22 protein-coding genes are annotated in these 18,074 nt (G+C 63.5%); 16 read left to right on the plus strand and 6 right to left on the minus strand.

Annotation, left to right across the window (positions count from 1 at the left end):
• Nucleotides 1-149: 149 nt before the first annotated feature.
• The 4 genes from AC0L2U_RS06480 (at nucleotide 150) to AC0L2U_RS06495 (ending at nucleotide 3,895) form a co-directional block, all read left to right on the plus strand.
• The gene (locus AC0L2U_RS06480; protein WP_127326863.1) at nucleotides 150-806 is read left to right on the plus strand and encodes a TetR/AcrR family transcriptional regulator; all 657 of its coding nucleotides are present in this window, start codon (nucleotides 150-152) and stop codon (nucleotides 804-806) included.
• Nucleotides 807-832: 26 nt separating this feature from the next.
• Entirely contained in the window at nucleotides 833-1,864 is a 1,032-nt protein-coding gene (locus AC0L2U_RS06485; RefSeq protein WP_127809427.1) for a histone deacetylase family protein, read from the plus strand.
• A gap of 553 nt (nucleotides 1,865-2,417) precedes the next feature.
• Nucleotides 2,418-3,128, plus strand: coding sequence for a helix-turn-helix transcriptional regulator (locus tag AC0L2U_RS06490; RefSeq protein WP_127268993.1), 711 nt, complete (start codon nucleotides 2,418-2,420; stop codon nucleotides 3,126-3,128).
• Nucleotides 3,125-3,895, plus strand: a complete 771-nt coding sequence (locus tag AC0L2U_RS06495) for a response regulator transcription factor (RefSeq protein ID WP_127271428.1) — start codon at nucleotides 3,125-3,127, stop codon at nucleotides 3,893-3,895. The genes AC0L2U_RS06490 and AC0L2U_RS06495 overlap by 4 nt, the downstream gene beginning before the upstream one ends.
• Before the next feature lie 34 nt (nucleotides 3,896-3,929).
• Here the strand turns inward: AC0L2U_RS06495 and AC0L2U_RS06500 are convergent, their stop codons facing one another.
• From AC0L2U_RS06500 to motA, 6 genes are read right to left on the minus strand one after another with little or no spacing between them, the layout of a single operon-like run.
• Nucleotides 3,930-4,367 carry a hypothetical protein gene (locus AC0L2U_RS06500; protein WP_127380740.1) on the minus strand — a complete coding sequence of 146 codons (438 nt, stop codon included), beginning with the start codon at nucleotides 4,365-4,367 and terminating at the stop codon, nucleotides 3,930-3,932.
• Complete coding sequence (gene flhB / locus AC0L2U_RS06505; protein WP_473601597.1) at nucleotides 4,364-5,446, minus strand: flagellar biosynthesis protein FlhB; 1,083 nt, start codon at nucleotides 5,444-5,446, stop codon at nucleotides 4,364-4,366. The genes AC0L2U_RS06500 and flhB overlap by 4 nt, the downstream gene beginning before the upstream one ends.
• 9 nt (nucleotides 5,447-5,455) lie before the next feature.
• Nucleotides 5,456-6,466 (minus strand): flagellar motor switch protein FliG, encoded by a 1,011-nt coding sequence (locus AC0L2U_RS06510; RefSeq protein ID WP_027038262.1) that lies wholly within the window; start codon nucleotides 6,464-6,466, stop codon nucleotides 5,456-5,458.
• A 43-nt stretch (nucleotides 6,467-6,509) separates the two neighbouring features.
• Nucleotides 6,510-6,896, minus strand: a complete 387-nt coding sequence (gene fliN, locus AC0L2U_RS06515; protein WP_473601598.1) for a flagellar motor switch protein FliN — start codon at nucleotides 6,894-6,896, stop codon at nucleotides 6,510-6,512.
• A 16-nt stretch (nucleotides 6,897-6,912) separates the two neighbouring features.
• Entirely contained in the window at nucleotides 6,913-7,860 is a 948-nt protein-coding gene (locus AC0L2U_RS06520; RefSeq protein ID WP_127269588.1) for a FliM/FliN family flagellar motor switch protein, read from the minus strand.
• A 32-nt stretch (nucleotides 7,861-7,892) separates the two neighbouring features.
• Nucleotides 7,893-8,768, minus strand: coding sequence for a flagellar motor stator protein MotA (motA, locus tag AC0L2U_RS06525; RefSeq protein WP_127290388.1), 876 nt, complete (start codon nucleotides 8,766-8,768; stop codon nucleotides 7,893-7,895).
• A gap of 146 nt (nucleotides 8,769-8,914) precedes the next feature.
• Here motA and AC0L2U_RS06530 point away from each other — a divergent pair, with 146 nt between their 5' ends.
• From AC0L2U_RS06530 to flgH, 12 genes are all read left to right on the plus strand, one after another.
• The gene (locus AC0L2U_RS06530; RefSeq protein WP_473601599.1) at nucleotides 8,915-10,036 is read left to right on the plus strand and encodes a DUF1217 domain-containing protein; all 1,122 of its coding nucleotides are present in this window, start codon (nucleotides 8,915-8,917) and stop codon (nucleotides 10,034-10,036) included.
• A gap of 7 nt (nucleotides 10,037-10,043) precedes the next feature.
• On the plus strand, nucleotides 10,044-10,766 hold the full coding sequence (gene flgF / locus AC0L2U_RS06535) for a flagellar basal-body rod protein FlgF (protein ID WP_473601600.1): 723 nt from the start codon (nucleotides 10,044-10,046) through the stop codon (nucleotides 10,764-10,766).
• Between the two features lie 3 nt (nucleotides 10,767-10,769).
• The gene (gene fliI / locus AC0L2U_RS06540) at nucleotides 10,770-12,173 is read left to right on the plus strand and encodes a flagellar protein export ATPase FliI (protein WP_127326680.1); all 1,404 of its coding nucleotides are present in this window, start codon (nucleotides 10,770-10,772) and stop codon (nucleotides 12,171-12,173) included.
• Nucleotides 12,160-12,999, plus strand: a complete 840-nt coding sequence (locus tag AC0L2U_RS06545) for a hypothetical protein (protein ID WP_127809425.1) — start codon at nucleotides 12,160-12,162, stop codon at nucleotides 12,997-12,999. Before fliI ends, AC0L2U_RS06545 begins: the two co-directional genes overlap by 14 nt.
• A gap of 79 nt (nucleotides 13,000-13,078) precedes the next feature.
• Nucleotides 13,079-13,459, plus strand: a complete 381-nt coding sequence (gene flgB, locus AC0L2U_RS06550; protein WP_027038255.1) for a flagellar basal body rod protein FlgB — start codon at nucleotides 13,079-13,081, stop codon at nucleotides 13,457-13,459.
• Nucleotides 13,460-13,461: 2 nt separating this feature from the next.
• Nucleotides 13,462-13,878 carry a flagellar basal body rod protein FlgC gene (gene flgC, locus AC0L2U_RS06555; protein ID WP_013529797.1) on the plus strand — a complete coding sequence of 139 codons (417 nt, stop codon included), beginning with the start codon at nucleotides 13,462-13,464 and terminating at the stop codon, nucleotides 13,876-13,878.
• Entirely contained in the window at nucleotides 13,878-14,204 is a 327-nt protein-coding gene (gene fliE / locus AC0L2U_RS06560) for a flagellar hook-basal body complex protein FliE (protein ID WP_127397190.1), read from the plus strand. The genes flgC and fliE overlap by 1 nt, the downstream gene beginning before the upstream one ends.
• A gap of 11 nt (nucleotides 14,205-14,215) precedes the next feature.
• A complete protein-coding gene (gene flgG, locus AC0L2U_RS06565; RefSeq protein WP_013529795.1) occupies nucleotides 14,216-15,004 on the plus strand; it encodes a flagellar basal-body rod protein FlgG in 789 nt (262 codons plus the stop codon).
• 3 nt (nucleotides 15,005-15,007) lie between these two features.
• Complete coding sequence (gene flgA / locus AC0L2U_RS06570; protein ID WP_127397192.1) at nucleotides 15,008-15,535, plus strand: flagellar basal body P-ring formation chaperone FlgA; 528 nt, start codon at nucleotides 15,008-15,010, stop codon at nucleotides 15,533-15,535.
• Complete coding sequence (locus AC0L2U_RS06575; protein ID WP_128363173.1) at nucleotides 15,532-16,773, plus strand: flagellar basal body P-ring protein FlgI; 1,242 nt, start codon at nucleotides 15,532-15,534, stop codon at nucleotides 16,771-16,773. The genes flgA and AC0L2U_RS06575 overlap by 4 nt, the downstream gene beginning before the upstream one ends.
• Nucleotides 16,774-16,782: 9 nt before the next feature.
• The gene (locus tag AC0L2U_RS06580; RefSeq protein ID WP_127326675.1) at nucleotides 16,783-17,367 is read left to right on the plus strand and encodes a MotE family protein; all 585 of its coding nucleotides are present in this window, start codon (nucleotides 16,783-16,785) and stop codon (nucleotides 17,365-17,367) included.
• Nucleotides 17,364-18,071 (plus strand): flagellar basal body L-ring protein FlgH, encoded by a 708-nt coding sequence (flgH, locus tag AC0L2U_RS06585; protein WP_128307490.1) that lies wholly within the window; start codon nucleotides 17,364-17,366, stop codon nucleotides 18,069-18,071. The genes AC0L2U_RS06580 and flgH overlap by 4 nt, the downstream gene beginning before the upstream one ends.
• Nucleotides 18,072-18,074 lie beyond the last annotated feature (3 nt).

Genomic DNA, 18,074 nt, shown 5'->3' on the forward strand with positions numbered 1-18,074 from the left:
CTTGGAAATTCCCCTTGTCATCCCAAGAGGCAGCGTGGATAAAGAATGCGACTGATTATTCGCGTTTGTCAACATACCGAATCTGGAATGTATTGTGGACAGCAAGCTCCCACCATGTTGAGACCGGGCGGGGAACGAGGACATCAAGCGTGAAGCGCAGTCTCGACCGCAAAACCAGGATAGCGCTCGAACCGCGCAAACAGCCGCGGCAACAACGCTCCAGCAAGGTGGTCGACCGGATTCTCGACGCAGCGCTGGTCTTGACGCGGGAGCAAGGAACCAAGACGCCGACGACGCTCGCCATTGCGCAGCGCGCAGGCTTGTCGGTTGGTTCGATCTACCAATACTTTCCCAACAAGGAAGCCATTCTTCTGGACCTCGCCCGGCGCTGGCTGTCATCCTTTCCCGAGGTGATCGCCAAGCGTATCAAGGTCGCCCCGCCCACCAACCGTGAAGAGTTTCGGCGCGAAGTGCGCAAGCTCTTCATCGACACGTCCAGACTCTACCTCGAAAACGCCAGCCTGATGCCGGTGATCGAGGCCATTTCAGGCAATGCCGACCTCAGGCCGATCCAGAACGAATATGACGAGCAGATCATCGCGCTCTACGCCGCATGGCTGCAGCATGTGAACCCGGCGCTTGAAAACAAGATCGCCAGCCGGCTCGGCGTGCTGATGATGGACGTCGGGCACGCCTGCCGGCTTGTCGGGCTGAAAAGAGACCGCAAGACATACGACCTCATCGAGGACGATGTGGAAAGAATGTGGCTCGCTCTGGTGAGCCCTTATCTCAATCTTGAATCTTGACTGATTTCGCACTTCGAGAGGAATTTATGAAGACTGTTTTCTCCCCCCTTCACGCCGGCCATGCCGGCCAAATGGAACTGGTCACATCAGCCATCGTGCCGGGTTTCGAAAAGCCATCGAGGGCCGAATTCATCAAGGCACGGGTCGAAAGCGAGAAACTGGGTCCCATCATCGCGCCGCACGAACATGACCTCGCCGCCGCCAAGCGCATCCACAAATCGGACTATATCGACTTTCTCCCGACGGTCTGGCCGCAATGGCTGCAAGCAGGCCTCACGGGCACGGCGATGCCCTTCACCTGGCCGACGCGCGGCCTGCGCGGCGACGTGCCGCCAAAGCGCATCGACGCACTGCTCGGCTATTATTCCTTCGATGCCGGCGCCACCTTCGTCGAAGGCACATGGGCTGCGATCAAGTCTTCCTACGACGTGGCGCTGACCGCCGCCTGCCTGGTCAAGGATGGCGAGGCTTCCGCCTTCGCGCTCTGCCGTCCGCCCGGCCACCATGCCGGGGCTGGCTTCATGGGCGGCTATTGCTACATCAACAACGCCGCCGTCGCCGCGCAATGGTTCCGCGACCAGGGCGCCAGACGCATCTCGATCCTCGACGTCGACTATCACCACGGCAACGGCACGCAGGAGATCTTCTACGACCGTGCAGACGTCCAGGTGCTCAATCTGCATGGCGATCCGATGGTCGAGTACCCGTTCTTCCTCGGCCATGCCGACGAACGCGGCGCGGGTGCCGGCGAAGGCTTCAACATCAACTATCCGATGCCCTTCGGCACCGACTGGGATGCATGGAACGCCTCGCTCGAGGATGCCTGCGCCAGGCTCACCGCTTATGCACCGGATGTCGTCATCGTCTCGCTGGGTGTCGATACGTTCGAGAAGGACCCGATCAGCCAGTTCAAGCTGAAGACATCGGACTATCCCAAGATCGGCCGCCGCATCGCCGGGCTCGGCCTGCCGACGCTGTTCGTCATGGAAGGCGGCTATGCCGTCGAGGAGATCGGCATCAACGCGGTCGGCGTGCTGACCGGGTTCGAGGATCGGTAAATGCCTGTCGTCCCGGAGCATCTAGCGGTTTTGGGACAACGACAGGCATAAGCAAAAGGCCACCGGGACCGGGCGGCAACATCGCCCGGCTCCCACGATCAGGCCAAGGCCTTAGCGTTCGGCGCCAGCACCGGCGCGCCCGTCCATTCAAATACTCCCTAGCCTGGGGAAATCGACCGGCTGCCGAAATGGCCGGCGAAGATTTTCGCGTCCCGGTCTTCTGTCCGAGGCGCGAAAACCGACCTCTGAGTCGCACGTGAGTCCACCGGATTCGATTTTGTCAAATCGCGTTTGATGTCAGATTCAACTGCGGGTAGATTAGACCCGAATCAGCCGGTCCTTGGGGGGCGCGGCGACCACCCAAAGTCTCTTGTTCCGGAGCTTTTCCGGCACCAGACGCGGACGGCTTCGCGTTCCCTGAATGGATTCGGGATTTGGTTCGGCGCAGCCCTGCGCCACGCGTGTGTCTTCGTCAAAGTAATGCGTATTCGGGTTCGGCGGCTGGCTCCCAGCATCCGGACAGCAGAAACGATTCCGGCCAAAAGCAACAAGAATGAGCAGTCCCGCCGCACTTCTTCAATCCGACACATTGGGCTCGCGCCTGACGTCGCGCGGCGATCTCACCAGCTTTTTCATGCAACTGACCGCCGAGATCGGGGCCGACAGCTACATGTTGGTCGCCATTGTCCACGACCAGGACCGCAACGATGCGCGCATCGTCTCCTCCAACTGGATTTTCGATGCCATCGAACTGATCGGCAAGCGGCTGATCGCCGGGCTCGCGCAAGGCGCGCTCACCGTCGCGCCAGGTATCCGTCCACATCCGCTCGTGGCATCCCGGGCACCAGAAACAGACGGATTGATCACCGGAGAGGAAGCCCGCCTTCTCGACGTGCTCGGCCATGCCGAAATCTATTCGCTGCGCCTTAATGTCGGTCGCCAGCGCCTGTTCGCCCTGTTCTCTGCGGCGACCGCCGGCAGCATCGACCAGCCGGCGTTGATGCGGGCGCAACTGAAATGCTGCTACGCGCTCTCGCACATCCCGCAACTGATTGCCGCTGCCGCCATGCAGGATCCGTTGTCGGATCGCGAGCGCGAATGCCTGTTCTGGGTTTCCGAAGGCAAGACCACCGACGAGGTCGCCGTCATCCTTGGCGTCTCCTCCAACACCGTCAACAGCTACATCACCCACGCCATCCAGAAATTTGCGGCCAGCAACCGCGCGATGGCCATCGCCACGGCGATCAGGAGCGGCATCATTTGAAACACGCCGATATCAAGGAAACGGCCGAAGCCCTTTTCAACGAGCAGCGCAACCCGTTCGGGGCCTTCACCCTTGGCTCCGAAACCCATCACGCGGTCACCATTCCCGATGCCGTGCGCCGCTGCCGCTGGATCGCCGTTGACATGAATGCCTCGGCTTTCGGCCTCTTCTTCGTAAGCCCCTCGCCCGAGCGGGCGCGGCTCGTGCCATGCTTTGATTCCGACTATCCGGGCATTGCCGTGGCGACCAAGTTCATCTCAGGCGCCAACGGCGAGGAGATCGTGCGCCACACCCGCCTCTCGACCGAACCGCGCTGGTGGACGGATGACGGCGTCCTTGCCATGGTGGAGCTGTTTACCACTCTCGCCTGGACCGAGCAGATGGCGGCGCTGGTGCCCGGAACCAGCGGCATCGCTTTTCCCGTGCACGCCGACCGCGGCCAATGCGGTCTTGTCGTATTCCTGGGCTCGGAGATGACCTTGCAGCAGGATGCGCTCTACGAAATACACGCCCGCTGCTTTTCGCTGTTCGCCGCCGTCGCCCGCATCCGTCCGGGCGATACCGGCCGCATGCGGGCAATCTCCAAGCGCGAGCTCGAATGCCTGAAGCTGACCGCCAACGGCAACACCAGCGAAGAGATCGCGCGGCTCCTGAAACTATCGGTGCACACCGCTAACCAGTATCTGACCCAATCGACCCAGAAGCTCAACGCCGTCAATCGCAACCAGGCCGTGGCCAAGGCGCTGCGGCTGGGCTTGATCGAATAGGGGTTTTCGACAGGCAGCTCGATAGCGACCGACGTCAGCGATAGGCGAGCGGCTCGACCCTGCGGATGCGCGCCTGTTCGATCACCGCCTCGAGCAGCGCCGTATTGTGCTCCGGGTCTTCGCCCGGCTTCTCGAACGACACGTAGTTGACCGCCACCGAAGCGCCGAGCTCGCTCAGCGTCAGCTGGAAATAGACGGTGACGCCGGGCGGCCTCAGTTCCAGATCGAGCACGATGCGCGGGCTGCCGCTCCAGTCAACATGCGCCTCGCCGCCATGGCCGAGCCGCAGAGTGCCCGGCATGAAGAACAACTCGACCGCTGAATCGACCAGGTCCGACAGGCACGCGAAATGCTCCAGCCGGATAAAGGCGATGTAGTCGGCGACATCGATCAGCCTGAGTTCCCCCACCACCTGCTCGATGGCGCTGGCGACGATGATCTCGCGAGATTTTGCGTGCGGTTGCCGGTTCATGAAATCTGTCTGCGCTCAGCCTTTTTCGAGTAGACGATCCGCACCAGTTCGGCGACGGCCTGGTAGAATTGTGACGGGATCACACTATCGACCGAAACTTGCTTGTACATGGAGCGGGCGAGCGCCACGTCCTCGAAGACCGGGATGTTGTGTTCCCGCGCGATCTCGCGGATTTTCAGCGCCACCAGATCCTGCCCCTTGGCCAGCACCATGGGTGCCGAGTCCTCGTCGCGCACATATTTCAGCGCGATCGAGAAGTGCGTTGGGTTGGCGATGATCAGCGTCGCGCGCGGCACCGCCGTCATCATCCGCTTGCGCACCCGGTCGCGCGCCAGCGAGCGCAGCCGCGACTTGACGATCGGGTCGCCCTCGGACTGTTTGAACTCGTCCTTGACCTCCTGCTTGCTCATGCGCAGATCCTGCTTCCAGTGGAAGCGCGACCAGACGATGTCGATTGCCGCGATCAGCCCCATGACGAAGACGATCGCCACCAGGATGTCGACGGCGATGCCGCGGATGACGAGACCGAAGGCGACCGGATTGGTGATCATCCCGGCGAGCAGCTTTCGGTGGTCTTCCGACAGCGTGAAGCTCAGCACGACGATGGCAAACCCGACCTTGCCGAGTGACTTCAGGAACTCGACCCAACCCTGGATGCCGAACAGCCTGTTCCACCCCTTGGCGATCGAAATGCGCGAGAGTTGCGGCCGGACCCGCTCGCCTACGAATTGCGGCATGTTCTGGAACACCGAGGCGCCGACGCCGGCGACGGTCAGCAGCACCATCAGGCTCAGGACGGCGCGGCCAACCTCGAGGAGGACGATCTTGTAGAGCGCGATGACGTCGGTCTCGGTGTCCATCGGCCAGGCTTCCGGCTTCTCCAGGAACATCGACAGGAACATGCCGAGATCGATGATCGCATCCTTGGCGTAGAAGACGGTGAACACCAGGATGGCAACGAACGAGGCAAGGAGCGCTGTCTCCCGCGAATGGGGCAGTTTGCCCTGTTCGATGGTGTCGCGGATCTTCTTTTCCGTCGCCTCTTCGGTTTTCGAATCCTTGTCGACCGCGTCAGCCATGGCGCGGCCTTAGGCGGCGTCTTGGGTCGAGGGCAGTTCGAAGGCGCCTTCGCGCGACAGGCGGATCGTCGTCGTAACGATCGTCTTGCGGGCCGCCGTGATGTCGGCGAGAGGGACCCCGTCCGAGCCCTGTCCGAGTTCGGCTTCGATCATGCGCCGCGAGCGGGCGCCGATGGCCGACAGCACCGATTCTGCGAGTGCGGCCGAAGTGCCGCGCAGGGCCAGCGTGACCAACTCCGTCGACAGCCCGTCGAACAGCAGCACCCGGGCTTTCTGGGTGAGCAACGGCAAGTCGTCGAAAGCAAACAGGCGGGCCCTCACACCGTCGAGATCAGGCGTGCCGGCTGCTTCCAGATCCTGCATGACCTCCTCGAGCAGCGGCTTGTCGAGTTCGTTGAGAACGCTGGCGACACGCGCCTGCCCGGCCGAGGTGTCCTTGGTCGAGGTTTCCGCCAGCACGCTGGTGCGCAGCCGGTTTTCGACGATCCTGGCGGCAGCGTCGGGAACATTGGCCATCGTCACCATGCGCTTGATGATTTCTCCACGCATCGGCTTGGTCAGTGTCAGCAGCACGTTGGCCGCCACCTGCGGCGCCAGCTTCGACAACACCATGGCCGCCGTCTGCGGATGCTCACCGGCCAGGAAGGCACCAAGCCGCGCCGGTTCGAGCTTTTCGAGTTCGGGCCAGATCGGCGGCGGGCCTTCCGGTGCGACCTCGAATTTCTTGTCGCCCATGATCGCGCTCATCTCTTCGGGCGAGAGCGATTCGTTGAGGATGGTGTCCATCCTGTCGGCGGAATCAAGCAATCCCGCTCCTTCCGTGAACTCGGCCTCGAACTCGGCGACGATGCGCTCAAGATCGCTTTGCGGAATCGTCCGCAGCAGGCGGGCGCCCTCGATCAGGGCCTTCAGTTCTTCCTGCTTGAAGAATTTCAGCAGGCGGCTGGCCGACGGCTTGCCCATCGCCACAAGTATGGCGGCCGCCTTCTGCGCGCGGGTCAAGGTCACCGGCGTCGTCATGCCACTCGCCTCCGCTGCCACCGGCAAGCCCCGCAAACCATGTCTAGGCGCCCTTCGTGCCGGCGATGATTTCGGTCAGCCTGATGCCGAACCGCGACGGATCGCTTTCCAGCACGGTGATCTCGCCGCGCGCGATCTTGCGGCCGTTGACCACGACGTCGACAGGTTCGCCGATGCGGCGATTGAGCGCCACGGTCGACCCTTTCTGCAACGCCATCAGGTCGGAGACCGGCATCTCGGTGCTGCCGAGGATGATCTGGACATCGACGGGGATGTTCATGATCACGCTCGAATTGGCTGATGAGGCCGCGCTGAAGGCCGCATCGGGGCGTTGCTCCTCTTCATGCAGGACACCGCGCAACTCTTCGATGGCGCGATCGAGTTGCTCGTCCGGCTGGTCGAGGTCGGCTTCCGCCTTGGTTTTGGCCATGATCGTCTCCAAATGCTCAGGCGCGTCCGGCGGCAGCCGGCATCAGCCCGTCGATAAAGTCCTGCCCGGCGTCGTAAGGATGCCTGATCCGGACGGTGTAATTCTGTCCCAGTTTGCCGAACTCGCATACGAACAGCGTCTTGCCCCGTGCGCTGAGACGCGCCTGGGACTGGGCCGTTTCCTCGAATTCGATGACGTCGCCGATTTCGAAACCGGCGAGGTCGCCGAGCGTCAGCCGCGCCAGCGGCATAGTGGCCTCGAGCGCCACGGTGGAGCGCATCACCTCTTCCGAAAAGCGGGCGCGCCAGCTGGGGCCGTGATCGTCGTCGCTGACAGGCACGGCTCCGTCGCGGCTGGCCAGCACGACGCGCTGCGGCATCGTCACCGTGACGGTGCCACTGTCGGCCGGCGTCGAGATGCCAAGCACGATACGGATTGCCGCGCCATCGCGCAGCACATACCGCTTCGCCTCGGTGCCGGACATTGCTCGCGGCGCGGGCAGGCGCAGGTCGAGCGAGCGCTTTCCCGATCCGTTGAGGGCCTGCGCGACCTGCTGGAACACCATGGTCGAAACATCGATTTCGATCTGCGACAGATCGCGTTCGATCGGCGATGCCGGCAGATCCGGGTCGCCGCCGAACAGCGTGCAGACCATGATCGCGATCGCCGGAGCATCGATCACCAGGGTCATCGCATCAGAGGACGCCGACGAGCCGATCACGGTCATGGCAAACGTGTCGCCGGCACGCGAACGCGCCTCGGGAACGCGGCTGACCTCGATCGCTTTGAGGTCGACGACGACCGGAACGCCAAGCTCGCTGGTCAGGCTTTTCTGCAACAGCGGTACGGCGCGTTCGGCCATGGCGCGGCCTGCGTCGATGACCTGCGCGGCCTCGCCGCTGTCGCCGACCAGACGCTCGATGATCAGCGAACGCGCTTCCGCTGGGCTGCCCGGACTGGTCATGACAGTGCTGGGACCGATCTATCGCGCATCGTTCAGGCGGCCTTCTTTTCGACGGTGCCGGTATTCATCGTGCTCTGCTCGACGGCATCGATCGTCGGCCGTTCATAGGACGAGATGGTCTTACGGCCGAACTCGATCGCCACCTGCGGCAGCGCGCCGTTCATGTAGGCCAGCAGCGTCTGCTTGACGATGATATAGAGGCGGTTCTTCTTCTCACGCACCGTCTTGATCTTGGTGGCGACCGGCCCGACCACCGAATAGGACAGGAAGATGCCGAGGAACGTTCCGACAAGTGCGGCACCGATCAGACCGCCGAGGATTTCCGGCGACTGGTCGAGCGCGCCCATCGCCTTGACCACGCCGAGCACGGCGGCGACGATGCCGAGCGCCGGCAGGCCATCGCCCACCGCCACCATCGCGTGATAGGCCTTCATCTTGTCGGACCTGATGGTCTGGATCTCTTCGTCCATCAGCGCCTCGATCTCGTGCGAGCGGGCATTGCCGATGATGATGATGCGGCAGTAGTCGCAGATGAAATGCGTCAGGTCATGATTGTGCAGCACGGTTGGGAACGCCTGGAAAATCGCCGACTCTTCCGGATTGTCGATATGCGCCTCGACCTCGCTGCGGGATTTCGAGCGCAGCTCGCGCATCAGCGAGTGCAGCACGCCGAGCGTCTCGAGATAGTCCTGTTCCTTCGGCACCGCCTGCTTGAAGGCTTCGAGAATGGCCTTGCCGGTGTCCTTGACCGTCTTCATCGGATTGGCAACGAGGAAGGTGCCAAAAGCCGCGCCACAGATGATCACGGCCTCCCATGGCTGGATCAGCACGTGAAGATGGCCGCCCATGGCCATGAAGCCGCCGAGGACGCAGCCGAGCGTTACCACCAGTCCAATCAGAATGCCCACGACAGGTCCTTCCGCATTTCACATCAGGAGCTAGGGATAGTCCCCGTGCCTTGTGTGAGGCTTGAATCGAGGGCGTGGAAGCGATTCAGTTTCGCGCAAGGAAGTAGGGGTATTGTGCCGGCATAGCTTCGGCCGGAGGCACGTCTTTGCTCAATACCTTTATCAGCTACCAGCTCATCACCAAGGACATTTCAAAATCGATCGACAGGATCGAGCAGCAGCCCGTGGTTGATCGCGACACCAAATATTATCTCGCGAATATCACCAAGGTGAAATCGATCGACGATTTCGTCAAAAACGACCGTTTGTTCAAGTATGCCATGAAGGCCTACGGGCTGGAGGACATGGACTACGCCAAGGCCTTCATGGTCAAGGCACTCAAGGAAGGCGTCTCCGATCCCGACAGCTTCGCCAACAAGCTGACCGACAAGCGTTACGCCGAATTCGTCAGCGCCTTCAACTTCGCCGCCAACGGCGCCGATGCGACCATCTACAACAAGACACAGCAGTTGGTGACCAAGAACTATGCCATCCAGGCCCAGATCGCCGGCCTCGATCCCAATTCGGCCTATGTGAAGGGCGAGACGACATACTATCTCGCCAACATCACCAAGGTGAAGTCGATCGACGATCTGATGTCGAACAACCGGCTCTACACATACGCGCTGGCGTCATTCGGTCTCGATTCCGCGACGGAGGACAAGGATCTCATCAAGCGGGTTCTGCAGGGCGGCGTCCGCGATCCCGACAGCGTCGCCAACAAGATGACGGACAAGACCTATGCCGCGCTTGCCTCCGCCTTCAACTTCGAGGCCTATGGCGAAAACACCACCACCATCAATCCGGCGCAGCAGCCGACCGTCGACAAATACATGCGCCAGACCCTCGAAGAGGATGCCGGTCAGGCTAACCAGGGTGTGCGGCTGGCGCTTTACTTCGATCGCAAGGCCCCAACCATCACCAGCTGGTATGACGTGCTGGCCGACACCGCGCTTGCCAGTGTCGTGCGCACCGTGCTCGGCCTGCCCGATTCCTTCGCCACCGCCGACGTCGACAAGCAGGCGCAGCTGTTCGAGCAAAAACTCGACATCTCGGATTTCTCCGACCCCGAGAAACTCGGCAAGTTCCTGACCCGCTTCACCAGCATGTACGAGATCAACCACCCGACTTCATCGGCCGTCACCTCGGTCAGCGTGCTGTTTGCCCAGCCACTCACAGTCGGCATCTCCACCGACCTGATGATGGCCATGCAGAAACTGAGGTTCTGAGACCATCATGCGGGATAGCCTGTACGTCGCCCTTTCGTCGCAGATCGCGCTCGAGCGGCGCCTCGACACCATCGCCGACAACGTCGCCAATGCCTCGACGATCGGCTTTCGCGCCACCGGCGTGAAGTTCGATGACGTCGTCTCCGGCACCGGGCAGAAATCGGTATCCTTCGCCTCCCCGGGCAAGACCTACCTTTCCGGCGCCCATGGTGGCTTGAGCGAGACCGGAAATCCCTTCGATTTCGCCGTCCAGGGCGATGCCTGGTTTGCCATAGAGACGCCGGTCGGCACCGTCATGACCCGCGACGGCCGCTTTTCGATGAACGAGAACGGCGAGCTGATGTCGATCGAGGGCCACCCGGTGCTCGATGCCGGCGGCTCGCCGATCCAGCTTGATCCCCGCAACGGCCCACCCAAGGCCGGGGCCGATGGTTCGTTGCGCCAGAACGATCAGCTTGTCGGCTCGATCGGTCTCTACAATTTCGACCCAGGCCCGAACTTCGTCCGCTACGGCAATTCCGGCATCGTTCCGGCACGCACCCCGGAGCCTGTCACCGATCGCGCGGATATCGGCGTCGCCCAGGGTTTTCTCGAAGAGTCCAATGTCAATCCGGTGCTGGAGATCACCAGGCTGATCATGGTCCAGCGCGCCTTCGAGAACACCGCCGCCCTGATGCGGCAGACCGACTCCTCCACCGACGAGGCGATCAAGACGCTCGGCTCGAAGTAATCCATGTCGCTCGACCAGCCATCCCTGCGCGCACTCGAAAGACAACTCCAGCCGGCGCCGGAAGACCGGCTTGCCGCGCTGGAACGGGTCTGGCGGCGTTTCGCCGACGCCGAGGCGCTGCTCAAGCGCGGCGGCCGCGTCATCGAAGTCACGCCCACGCACTACAAGGTGCACGGCCTTTCCGGCTTCGCCAGGCTGGGCGACATCGTCGAGCAGCGCGGCGATGCTGGTGCGCGGCGCGGCGAGATCGTCAAGATCGGCCGCGACGAGGCCGTCGTGGCACCCTTCGAACGCAGCGCCGATTCCGGCATCGGTGATGCCGTTTTCCGCCGAGGTCCGCTCGTGGTGGCGCCGCATGCCTCGTGGCGCGGCCGCACCATCGACGCACTCACCAGGACGATCGATGGCGGCCCGCCGCTCGCCCGGGGAGACGACACATCGCGCGGCGCCCAGACGACGCCGGGAGCCATGGCGCGGCAACGCGTCGGCACTGCCTTCATGACCGGCGTCAAGGTCATCGACATCTTCACGCCGCTCTGTTTCGGCCAGCGCCTCGGCATCTTTGCCGGCTCCGGCGTCGGCAAGTCGACGCTGCTCGCCATGCTCGCCGGCGCCGACGCATTCGATACCGTCGTGGTGGCGCTCATCGGCGAACGCGGCCGAGAAGTCCGTGAATTCCTCGAGGATACTATCGGCGACAGCATGGCCAAGACCGTCGCCGTCGTCGCCACCAGCGACGAAAGCGCCATGATGCGCCGGCGTGCGCCGGACACCGCCATGCGCGTCGCCGAGCATTTTCGCGACCAGGGGCATCGCGTTTTGCTGGTGCTGGATTCGATCACCCGCTTCGCCCACGCCCTGCGTGAGGTGGCGACGGGTACCGGCGAGCCGCCGGTCGCGCGCGGTTATCCGGCCTCGGTGTTCACCGAACTGCCCAAGCTGCTCGAACGCGCCGGGCCGGGCGGGGAAGGCAAAGGATCCATCACCGCCATTATTTCCGTGCTGGTCGACGGCGACGATCACAACGATCCGGTCGCCGATTCCGTGCGCGGCATCCTCGACGGCCATGTCGTGCTCGATCGCACGATCGCCGAACAGGGTCGCTATCCCCCCGTCAACCCGCTGTCGTCCATATCGCGGTTGGCCGGAAAGGCCTGGAGCGTCGAACAGCGCGCGCTGGTGACAAGGCTGAAGTCGATGATCTCGCGCTTCGAGGACACGCGCGATATCCGGTTGCTCGGGGCCTATCAGGGGGGCGCCGATGCCGAACTGGACATCGCCGTGCGCCAGGTGCCGCTGATCTATGAGGCGCTGACGCAAGCGCCGAAGGATCGCCCGTCGACCGACCCGTTCTCCGATCTCGCCCGCCACCTCAAGAGCAAGCTGAACGCCGATGCCGGAGACTGAACGCGAATATACCGAGCGCATCCTGCGCGACATGATCGCCGAGGCCAACGCCGTGGAGCAAGCCGAGGCTGACGAAACGAGAACCGCCAAGGCAAAGGCGGCCCGTGCCATCGCAGCCAAAGCCGAGGCCGTTCTGGCCAGAGCCGTCAAGCCAATCCTGCCACGGGCTGGCAAAGCCGATCCTGATCTGGCCAGGCCCGTCGAACCCGCTCTGCCCCGGGCTCCCCAGGCGGTGGCTGCCGAGATGACGCAGGCCAGCCGCGACTCGCTGATCGACGGGCTGTTCCCGCGCACCGAATGGCCGCAGCCGCCAAAGGCACCGTTTCCCCGACTGAAGAAGAAGTCCGACCGACGCAGCGATTTCGTCATAGCCGCGCTCGGCATCACGCTCGGCCTGATCTGCGCCCTGTTCCCCTGGTACATCTTCTTCAACCAGGACCAGTTTGGCGTCCAGGCGATGAAGTTCGGCGGCACCGGCTCCAATTCCGGGCGAGCGGGCGGCGGCGTGGTCGCGCAACGCAGCGCGCCGCTGACGGCAAAGGATATTCCCGCGGCCAATCTCGATCTTCTTGCCACGGGGACGGTGCGGGACGATGCCAATCCCGCAGCCGCACCCGACGAGCAACCGTTTCCAGCCGACGCGGCGAAATTCCGCATGGTTCATGTCGCTAACGGCCGTGCCATGATCCAGGACGACGCTGGCCTCTGGATCGTCCAGCGCGGCTCGATACTGCCTGACTCCAGTCAGGTGTCCTCCATCGAGCAGCGCAACGGCAAATGGGTCATGGTCACCAGTGCCGACCGGGTGATCGAACTCTCCAGATAAACGATCTCCGGCTCCCGCCATCCGCAAGGCCCGCGCAAGACTGGTGGCCTAGTCTCTGGGTACCTGCTCGGAGATTCCCATGGAGCCCGTTTCCCTTTTCGACCTCGCCGCCAAGCAAGCGCAATGGCTGGCCGTGCGCCAGTCGGCAGTCGCCGGCAACATCGCCAATGCCAACACGCCGGGTTATACGGCAAACGATGTCGAGCCATTCGAAAAGGTGCTCGACCGCGCTGCCGTATCGCTGCAGGCGACCCAGGCCGGCCATCTCGGCAATGCAGCGACCAATGCCGGCTTCACCATCAAGCCGCAGGAGAATGACGGCGTCGTCATGCCGTCCAAGAACTCGGTCGTTCTGGAAGACCAGTTGCTGAAAGCCGGCGAGGTGCGCCGCTCCTTCGAGCTCAACACAGCGATCGTCAAGGCGTTTCATACGATGATGATGATGGCGGTGAAGAGCTGACCATGGACGCACTGACCGCAGCCCTCAAAGTCGCAGCATCAGGCCTCGGCGCCCAGTCGGAGCGCCTGCGCGTGGTTTCCGAAAACCTCGCCAACGCCCAGTCGACCGGCACCGCGCCCGGCTCCGATCCTTATCGCCGCAAGACCATCAGCTTCGTCTCTGAGCTTGACCGGGCCTCCGGCAGTTCAACGGTTGCAGTGAACTCGATCGATCGAGATCCCAGTGACTTTCCAGTCGAGTTCCAGCCCGGCAACGAGGCCGCCGACGAGAAGGGCTACGTCAAGATGCCCAACGTCAACGTGCTGATCGAAATGGCCGACATGACTGAGGCCAATCGCTCCTACGAGGCCAACCTTCAGGTGGTCAAGCAGGCCCGCGACCTGATTTCCATGACCATCGACCTGATGAGGAACCAGTAATGATCAGCGGTATCGGAGCGCTTCAGTTCAAGCCGTCGATCGGCGGCGACGACGCGGCCACAAGCCTGCTCCAGGGCGGCGCGACACCCTCGGCCGGCGGCACCATCGGCACCTCCTTCGCCGAGGCGCTGAGCCAGGCAGCCTCCAAGACCGTGAACACGCTGCAGAATGCCGAGCAGGTATCGTTGCAGGCGCTCAAGGGCGACGCCGACACCCGTCAGGTGGTCGACGCCGTGATGAGCGCGCAGCAGGCGCTTCAGACCGCCGTCGCCATCCGCGACAAGGTGGTTTCCGCCTATCTCGAAGTCAGTCGAATGGGCATCTGAGGAATTCCGCCATGAAAGCACTCGCCATCGCCGCCACCGGCATGAATGCCCAGCAGACAAATCTGGAAGTCATCGCCAACAACATCGCCAACATCAACACCACCGGCTACAAGCGCGCCCGTGCCGAATTCTCCGACCTGCTCTATCAGGTCGACCGCACGCAGGGCGTGCCCAACCGCTCCAACGCCTCGCTGGTGCCGGAGGGCGTCTCGATCGGCCTCGGCGTCAAGACGACGGCCGTGCGCAACGTGCACACCCAGGGCGAACTGACCAGCACCGGCAACAGTTTCGACCTGGCGCTGACCGGTAGGGGCTGGTTTCAGATCGAGGGTGCCGACGGCGGCACGCTCTACAGCCGCGCCGGAGCTCTCAACACCAACGCCACCGGCCAACTCGTGACGGTCGACGGCGCTGCCGTCATTCCGGCAATCAATGTTCCCGTGGATGCCGTCGAGGTCATCGTCAACAAGACCGGGCAGGTCTTCGCCCGCATCGACGGCCAGACCGACCTGCAGAACCTCGGTCAGCTTCAGATCGCCAACTTCGCCAACGAGGCGGGCCTGGCGCCGCTCGGCGACAATCTGTTCCAGGAAACCACGGCTTCGGGGCCGGCGAATGTCGGCGTGCCGGGCGATCCCGGCTTTGCCACCATCCAGCAGGGCTATCTCGAAGCCTCCAACGTCGACCCGGTCAAGGAAATCACCGAACTGATCTCGGCGCAGCGCGCTTATGAGATGAACTCCAAGGTCATTCAGGCCGCCGACGACATGGCCTCCGTGGTCTCCAAGAACATCAGGTAACGCATGATGTCGACGCCCGGCCTCCTGTCCGCATTCCGCCGCACCGCGCTCATCCTTGCGCTGGTGACCGGCACGATGCCGGCTTTTGCCCAGGAGTCGGCCAACCAATCGGCCACCCGGATCGCCAGCAATCAAGCTGGCGGCGAGGTGGTGCTTATTCCGAGCCGGGTTATCTATCCCGGCGAGACCATCAACCTGGCTGCCCTGAAACAGGTCACCCTTATCGTCGGCAAGCACAAGCCGGAGGCGGTCGCCACGCGGGCCGAAGAACTGGATGGCAAGGTCGCCAAGCGCACGCTGCTGCCCGGCCGCTACATTCCCTCCACCGCGATCCGCGAGGCCTGGCTGGTCGAACAGGGTGCTTCCGTGCAGATCTTCTTCATCGCCGGCGGGCTGACGATCTCGGCCACCGCCGTGACGCTGCAGCCGGGAGCCGCGGGCGACCTCGTCAAGGTTCGCAACATCGACAGCGGCAAAATCCTGTCCGGCACGGTGATGGCGGACGGAACCATCCAGGTCAGCGCGTCATGATGCGCGGGCTTACCCTGATGCTGGCAGCCGTGCTTGGCCTGCAGCCGGCGCTGGCCGACGGCCTGACGTCGAAGGCCAAGCGCGAGCTCGCCGCCAAGAATGGCGGCGTCTACAACGATCCCGAATATGATCCGGCCACCACCAGCCGCATGTTCCGGGTTTCGACCGGGCCGAGTTCGCTGCCGCCGGGCCAGGTGGCCGCGCGCATCAAGGACATCGCCCAGTTGCAGAGTTCGCGCGACAATCAGCTCGTCGGCTACGGCCTGGTCATCGGCCTTGCCGGATCGGGCGACAGCCTGCGCAACTCGCCATTCACCGAACAGTCGATCCGCGCGATGCTCGAAAATCTCGGCATCGCCACCGAAGGCGGCAGTGCGCGCGCCAAGAATGTCGCCGCCGTCATCGTCACCGCCAACATGCCGCCCTACGTGCAATCGGGCGCCCGCATCGACATCGACGTCTCCTCGATGGGCGACGCGACCTCGCTTTCCGGCGGCACGCTGATCATGACCCCGCTGAAGGCGGCGGACGGCGAGATCTATGCCGTCGGCCAGGGCTCGGTCATCGTGTCCGGCTTTACCGCCCAGGGACAGGCCGAGCAGCTGACGCAAGGCGTGCCGACCTCCGGCCGCGTGCCGAACGGCGCCATCGTCGAGCGTGCTGTCCAGGCCGAGTTCGACGATCAGGCGGTCCTGACGCTGCAACTGCGCAATCCCGATTTCTCGACCGCTATCCGCATCGCGGACGCCATCAACGACTACACCGGCCAGCGCTTCGGCATGCGAGTGGCGGCAGAGCGCGATTCTCGCACCGTGCAGATCAGAAGGCCGAAGGGTGTCTCGGCGGCGCGCTTCTATGCCGAAATCGAGAATCTGGTGGTCGAATCCGACACGCCGGCCCGTGTCGTGATCGACGAGCGCACCGGCACCATCGTCATCGGCAATGACGTCAAGATCTCACGTGTCGCCATCAGCCACGGCACGCTCACCGTGCGCATCACCGAAGCGCCGCGCATCGTCCAGCCCGAGCCCTTCTCCAAGGGCGAGACCGCCGTCGAACCGTTCACCGCCATCGACGCCAGCCGGCCCGACGCCCGCGTTGCCGTGCTTGACGGACCCGATCTCCAGACCCTCGTTTCCGGCCTCAACCGCCTCGGCGTCAAGCCGGATGGCATCATCGCCATCCTGCAGGGCATCAAGTCGGCCGGGGCTCTGCAGGCCGACCTGGTTCTGCAATAGGCGATGCCGATGACGCGCTCCTTCCCACGCCATGACGGCAGACACCGCAAAGCCGCGATCCTGCTCGCGACCGCTATTCTCGCGACGCTGCCCTTTGCCGGCGACACTGCGCGCGGCGAGGAGACGGTCCGCCAGGTCCTGCCGGGGGCACCGGTGGCAGCGGCGCCGCAGCAATTGACGCGGGAAAAGGCGCCGGACCAAAGCGAGATCGAGCGCTTCTGCTCAAACATCGCCGACGCCGCCCGCGACCGCCGCTATGTCCTGCAGGCGGAGGAACTGAAGCAGCTCCAGGCCGGCATTGACGAGCGCATGAAAGCTCTCGATGCAAAGAAAGCTGAATACGAGACCTGGCTGAAGCGGCGCGAGGTTTTCCTGGCCCGGGCAGAAGACGGCGTCGTCCAGATCTACGCCGGCATGAAGCCCGACGCCGCCGCCGAGCGGCTGGCCATCGTCAACGCCGATCTGGCTGCGGCCATATTGATGAAGCTCGATACACGCAAGGCGAGCGTCATCCTCAACGAAATGGACCAGAAGGCGGCGGCGACGCTCACCGGCATTATGGCCAGCGCAGCCCGAAGGGTAGATCCGTCATGATCCGGAAAATGCTTGTCCTGTGCGCGGTCACCATGCTCTCGGGTTGCGGAACCAACCTCAAGGAGGTCGGCAGGGAGCCGGCTCTGTCCCCGGTCGGCTCCGGCATCGATGGCGGCAGCACCGGCTCCCTCTATCGCTACCCGCAAACGCCGCCCGCGCCAGTCAAGAAATTCTCGTTGTGGGACGACCGCCAGAGCCGGCTGTTCACCGACCCGCGGGCGCTGTCCCAGGGCGACATCCTGACGGTCAAGATCAAGATCAACGATCGGGCCAACTTCAAGAACCAGAACGACAGGAGCCGCACCGCCAGTCGCAAGCTCGGTTACGACCTCAGCGCGCAGTGGGACAAGTGGAGCACCGCCGGCAAGGGCGCTGGGGCTCTCAGCTCCACCACGGACACGACTGCCGACGGCGAGATCAAGCGCTCGGAGACGCTTGAGCTCAATGTCGCGGCGATCGTCACCGATGTGCTTCCCAACGGCAATCTGATGATCACCGGATCGCAGGAAGTGCGCGTCAACGCCGAGCTCAGGGTGCTGACGCTCGCCGGCATCGTGCGGCCGGCCGATATCGGCGCCGAAAACACCATCCCCTACGAACGTATCGCCGAGGCCCGCATCTCCTACGGCGGACGCGGTCGCATCACCGAGGTCCAGCAGCCTGCCTACGGCCAGCAGATTCTCGACCAGGTTCTTCCGTTCTAGGAT

The organism is Mesorhizobium sp. WSM4808, assembly GCF_055811675.1.

Coding starts and splice junctions, on each gene's coding strand:
- AC0L2U_RS06485 (WP_127809427.1), top strand. CDS start 833: ATGAAGACTGTTTTCTCCCCCCTTCACGCCGGCCATGCCGGCCAAATG.
- AC0L2U_RS06490 (WP_127268993.1), top strand. CDS start 2,418: ATGAGCAGTCCCGCCGCACTTCTTCAATCCGACACATTGGGCTCGCGC.
- AC0L2U_RS06500 (WP_127380740.1), bottom strand. CDS start 4,367: ATGAACCGGCAACCGCACGCAAAATCTCGCGAGATCATCGTCGCCAGC.
- flhB (WP_473601597.1), bottom strand. CDS start 5,446: ATGGCTGACGCGGTCGACAAGGATTCGAAAACCGAAGAGGCGACGGAA.
- AC0L2U_RS06510 (WP_027038262.1), bottom strand. CDS start 6,466: ATGACGACGCCGGTGACCTTGACCCGCGCGCAGAAGGCGGCCGCCATA.
- fliN (WP_473601598.1), bottom strand. CDS start 6,896: ATGGCCAAAACCAAGGCGGAAGCCGACCTCGACCAGCCGGACGAGCAA.
- AC0L2U_RS06520 (WP_127269588.1), bottom strand. CDS start 7,860: ATGACCAGTCCGGGCAGCCCAGCGGAAGCGCGTTCGCTGATCATCGAG.
- flgF (WP_473601600.1), top strand. CDS start 10,044: ATGCGGGATAGCCTGTACGTCGCCCTTTCGTCGCAGATCGCGCTCGAG.
- fliI (WP_127326680.1), top strand. CDS start 10,770: ATGTCGCTCGACCAGCCATCCCTGCGCGCACTCGAAAGACAACTCCAG.
- AC0L2U_RS06545 (WP_127809425.1), top strand. CDS start 12,160: ATGCCGGAGACTGAACGCGAATATACCGAGCGCATCCTGCGCGACATG.
- flgB (WP_027038255.1), top strand. CDS start 13,079: ATGGAGCCCGTTTCCCTTTTCGACCTCGCCGCCAAGCAAGCGCAATGG.
- flgC (WP_013529797.1), top strand. CDS start 13,462: ATGGACGCACTGACCGCAGCCCTCAAAGTCGCAGCATCAGGCCTCGGC.
- fliE (WP_127397190.1), top strand. CDS start 13,878: ATGATCAGCGGTATCGGAGCGCTTCAGTTCAAGCCGTCGATCGGCGGC.
- flgG (WP_013529795.1), top strand. CDS start 14,216: ATGAAAGCACTCGCCATCGCCGCCACCGGCATGAATGCCCAGCAGACA.
- flgA (WP_127397192.1), top strand. CDS start 15,008: ATGATGTCGACGCCCGGCCTCCTGTCCGCATTCCGCCGCACCGCGCTC.
- AC0L2U_RS06575 (WP_128363173.1), top strand. CDS start 15,532: ATGATGCGCGGGCTTACCCTGATGCTGGCAGCCGTGCTTGGCCTGCAG.
- AC0L2U_RS06580 (WP_127326675.1), top strand. CDS start 16,783: ATGACGCGCTCCTTCCCACGCCATGACGGCAGACACCGCAAAGCCGCG.
- flgH (WP_128307490.1), top strand. CDS start 17,364: ATGATCCGGAAAATGCTTGTCCTGTGCGCGGTCACCATGCTCTCGGGT.